This window comes from Aeromicrobium sp. P5_D10 (assembly GCF_054049535.1).
This window is the reverse complement of record NZ_JBFUME010000020.1, coordinates 1-5,050: the sequence shown is the minus strand read 5'-3', so window position 1 is coordinate 5,050 and position 5,050 is coordinate 1. Positions and strand designations below refer to the sequence as shown.

Annotated in this window: 2 rRNA genes; both read left to right on the top strand. The window is 54.8% G+C overall.

Annotated elements, in window-relative coordinates:
- The first annotated feature begins 2 nt into the window (after window positions 1–2).
- Window positions 3–1,521 (top strand): 16S ribosomal RNA (locus tag ACXJKC_RS21650).
- A 354-nt stretch (window positions 1,522–1,875) separates the two neighbouring features.
- Window positions 1,876–4,977, top strand: a 23S ribosomal RNA gene (locus ACXJKC_RS21645).
- Together the 16S and 23S rRNA genes form the textbook arrangement of a ribosomal RNA operon.
- Window positions 4,978–5,050: the final 73 nt, after the last annotated feature.

Genomic DNA, 5,050 nt, shown 5'->3' with positions numbered 1-5,050 from the left:
TTTCAATGGAGAGTTTGATCCTGGCTCAGGACGAACGCTGGCGGCGTGCTTAACACATGCAAGTCGAGCGGTAAGGCCCTTCGGGGTACACGAGCGGCGAACGGGTGAGTAACACGTGAGCAATCTGCCCTTGACTTTGGAATAACCATTGGAAACGATGGCTAATGCCGAATATGACCCTCTTTCGCATGTTGGGGGGTGGAAAGCTCCGGCGGTCAGGGATGAGCTCGCGGCCTATCAGCTTGTTGGTGAGGTAATGGCTCACCAAGGCATTGACGGGTAGCCGGCCTGAGAGGGTGACCGGCCACACTGGGACTGAGACACGGCCCAGACTCCTACGGGAGGCAGCAGTGGGGAATATTGGACAATGGGCGAAAGCCTGATCCAGCAACGCCGCGTGAGGGATGACGGCCTTCGGGTTGTAAACCTCTTTCAGCAGGGACGAAGCGAGAGTGACGGTACCTGCAGAAGAAGGACCGGCCAACTACGTGCCAGCAGCCGCGGTAATACGTAGGGTCCGAGCGTTGTCCGGAATTATTGGGCGTAAAGGGCTCGTAGGCGGTTTGTCGCGTCGGGAGTGAAAACTCAGGGCTCAACCCTGAGCGTGCTTCTGATACGGGCAGACTAGAGGTATTCAGGGGAGAACGGAATTCCTGGTGTAGCGGTGGAATGCGCAGATATCAGGAGGAACACCGGTGGCGAAGGCGGTTCTCTGGGAATTACCTGACGCTGAGGAGCGAAAGCATGGGGAGCGAACAGGATTAGATACCCTGGTAGTCCATGCCGTAAACGTTGGGCGCTAGGTGTGGGGACCTTCCACGGTTTCCGTGCCGCAGCTAACGCATTAAGCGCCCCGCCTGGGGAGTACGGCCGCAAGGCTAAAACTCAAAGGAATTGACGGGGGCCCGCACAAGCGGCGGAGCATGCTGATTAATTCGATGCAACGCGAAGAACCTTACCTGGGTTTGACATATGCCGGAAAGCCGTAGAGATACGGCCCCCCTTGTGGTCGGTTTACAGGTGGTGCATGGCTGTCGTCAGCTCGTGTCGTGAGATGTTGGGTTAAGTCCCGCAACGAGCGCAACCCTCGTTCTATGTTGCCAGCACGTAATGGTGGGGACTCATAGGAGACTGCCGGGGTCAACTCGGAGGAAGGTGGGGATGACGTCAAGTCTTCATGCCCCTTATGTCCAGGGCTTCAAGCATGCTACAATGGCCGGTACAAAGGGCTGCGAAACTGTAAGGTGGAGCGAATCCCAAAAAGCCGGTCTCAGTTCGGATTGGGGTCTGCAACTCGACCCCATGAAGTCGGAGTCGCTAGTAATCGCAGATCAGCAACGCTGCGGTGAATACGTTCCCGGGCCTTGTACACACCGCCCGTCACGTCATGAAAGTCGGCAACACCCGAAGCCAGTGGCCTAACCCGTTTACGGGGGGGAGCTGTCGAAGGTGGGGCTGGCGATTGGGACGAAGTCGTAACAAGGTAGCCGTACCGGAAGGTGCGGCTGGATCACCTCCTTTCTAAGGAGCATTTAGCAGTCATCCTTTGTGGTGGTTGTTCATTGGATCGTTTATCAGCCGAATGTGTTGATGCGGTTCAGCTCACTAGTGGATCATCGATTATTTGGCTTACTGTCAGGCTGGTTGTGGGTTAGTACTACTCGTAAGAGTGTGGAACGCGTGCAGTTGGTAGGCAGTATTTCAGGCACACTGTTGGGTCCTGAGGGATCAGCTTTTGCTGGTTTCCTTGGACCGCATACCCCGTTGAACCGTCAGGTTTGCTCCGTGAGGAGGATCTGGTAGGCACCGATTTTGTATGTGGGACCGTTTGTATTTTGAGAACTTCACAGTGGACGCGAGCATCTTTGTAGTATGTAACAAGCTACTAAGTGCACATGGTGGATGCCTTGGCATCGAGAGCCGATGAAGGACGTTGGAGTCTGCGAAAAGCCCCGGGAAGGTGACAACCGACCTGTGATCCGGGGATGTCCGAATGGGGAAACCCACTCAGAGTAAAGTCTGGGTACCTGCGCCTGAACACATAGGGCGTGTGGAGGGAACGTGGGGAAGTGAAACATCTCAGTACCCACAGGAAGAGAAAACAAAAGTGATTCCGGTAGTAGTGGCGAGCGAAACTGGATCAGGCTAAACCCTAGTGATGTGATAGCCGGCGGGCGTTGTCATTGGGGTGTTGTGGGACCACATGGTCTGTTCTGCCGGACAGACGAAGAGTCATAAACCATGAGTGAAGTCAAAGCCGATTGGAAAGTCGCGCCAGAGAGGGTGATAGCCCCGTAGACGTAAGCTCATGGCTCTTTTGTGTTATCCCAAGTAACACCGAACCCCTGAAATTCGGTGTGAATCTAGCGGGACCACCCGTTAAGCCTAAATACTCCTCGATGACCGATAGCGGACTAGTACCGTGAGGGAAAGGTGAAAAGTACCCCGGGAGGGGAGTGAAATAGTACCTGAAACCATGTGCATACAATCCGTTGGAGCGCATCCTTGTGATGTGTGACAGCGTGCCTTTTGAAGAATGAGCCTGCGAGTTAGCGTTCTGTAGCGAGGTTAAGGCGTGAGCCGTAGCCGTAGCGAAAGCGAGTCCGAATAGGGCGTCCATAGTTGCAGGATCTAGACCCGAAGCGGAGTGATCTATCCATGGGCAGGTTGAAGCGCGGGTAAGACCGCGTGGAGGACCGAACCCACCTAGGTTAAAAACTGGGGGGATGACCTGTGGATAGGGGTGAAAGGCCAATCAAACTCCGTGATAGCTGGTTCTCCCCGAAATGCATTTAGGTGCAGCGTTGCGTGTTTCTTGCCGGAGGTAGAGCACTGGATGGGCTAGGGGGCCTACAAGCTTACTGAACCCAGCCAAACTCCGAATGCCGGTAAGTYAGAGCGCAGCAGTGAGACAGTGGGGGATAAGCTCCATTGTCGAGAGGGAAACAGCCCAGACCATCAGCTAAGGTCCCAAAGCGATAACTAAGTGGAAAAGGATGTGGAGTCGCAAAGACAACCAGGAGGTTGGCTTAGAAGCAGCCACCCTTGAAAGAGTGCGTAATAGCTCACTGGTCAAGTAATTCCGCGCCGACAATTTAGCGGGGCTCAAGTTATCCACCGAAGCTATGGGATTCATACACGTGCTAGGCCTTTGTGGTCCAGGCGTATGGATCGGTAGGGGAGCGTCGTGTGGCCAGTGAAGCGGCGGAGTGATCCAGCCGTGGAGGCTACACGAGTGAGAATGCAGGCATGAGTAGCGAATGAGGAGTGAGAAACTCCTCCACCGAATGACCAAGGGTTCCAGGGTCAAGCTAATCTTCCCTGGGTAAGTCGGGACCTAAGGCGAGGCCGACAGGCGTAGTCGATGGACAACGGGCTGATATTCCCGTACCGGCATTAGATCGCCCATGCAGAACCCAGTGATGCTAAGTGCCCAAAAGCGGCGGGACTCTTCGGAGCGATGCTGTGGCTGCGCATGACCCGATCTGGTAGTAAGCAAGCAATGGTGTGACGCAGGAAGGTAGCTCATCCCGGGCGATGGTTGTCCCGGGCTAAGGATGTAGGGCGAGTCATAGGCAAATCCGTGACTCACATAGCCTGAGATCTGATGGGGAGACAATTTTGTCGAAGTGAGTGATCCTATGCTGCCGAGAAAAGCATCTAGCGAGATCTGAAGCCGCCCGTACCCCAAACCGACTCAGGTGGTCAGGTAGAGAATACTAAGGTGATCGAGTGAACCATGGTTAAGGAACTCGGCAAAATGCCCCCGTAACTTCGGGAGAAGGGGGGCCCGATTCGTTATCGCACTTGCTGCGAGAAGCGTTGAGGGCCGCAGAGACCAGGCCCAAGCGACTGTTTACTAAAAACACAGGTCCGTGCTAAGTCGAAAGACGCCGTATACGGACTGACTCCTGCCCGGTGCTGGAAGGTTAAGGGGACGTGTCAGCGCAAGCGAAGCACAGAACTTAAGCCCCAGTAAACGGCGGTGGTAACTATAACCATCCTAAGGTAGCGAAATTCCTTGTCGGGTAAGTTCCGACCTGCACGAATGGAGTAACGACTTGGGCGCTGTCTCAACCATGGACTCGGCGAAATTGCACTACGAGTAAAGATGCTCGTTACGCGCGGCAGGACGGAAAGACCCCGGGACCTTTACTATAGTTTGGTATTGGTGTTTGGTTCAGTTTGTGTAGGATAGGTGGGAGACTGTGAAGCTTGGACGCCAGTTCAGGTGGAGTCAACGTTGAAATACCACTCTGGCTGTACTAGATATCTAACCTAGGTCCATTATCTGGATCAGGGACAGTGCCTGATGGGTAGTTTAACTGGGGCGGTTGCCTCCTAAAATGTAACGGAGGCGCTCAAAGGTTCCCTCAGCCTGGTTGGCAATCAGGTTTCGAGTGTAAGTGCACAAGGGAGCTTGACTGTGAGAGTGACAGCTCGAGCAGGGACGAAAGTCGGAACTAGTGATCCGGCGCTGGCAAGTGGAAGCGGCGTCGCTCAACGGATAAAAGGTACCCCGGGGATAACAGGCTGATCTTCCCCAAGAGTCCATATCGACGGGATGGTTTGGCACCTCGATGTCGGCTCGTCGCATCCTGGGGCCGTAGCAGGTCCCAAGGGTTGGGCTGTTCGCCCATTAAAGCGGCACGCGAGCTGGGTTTAGAACGTCGTGAGACAGTTCGGTCCCTATCCGCCGCGCGCGTAGGAAACTTGAGAAAATCTGTCCCTAGTACGAGAGGACCGGGATGGACGAACCTCTGGTGTGCCAGTTGTTCTGCCAAGAGCACCGCTGGTTAGCTACGTTCGGAAGCGATAACCGCTGAAAGCATCTAAGCGGGAAGCGTGTTTCAAGATGAGGTTTCCCACCGGTTTACCGGGTAAGGCCCCCAGCAGACCACTGGGTTGATAGGCCAGAAGTAGAAGCGCAGCAATGCGTGGAGCTGACTGGTACTAATAGGCCGAGGGCTTGTTCCCTTACAAAGATGACCGTGCCCTCAAAAGCACACACCGCGTCCACTGTGAGGTTCCCGAGATATAACCGGGAACC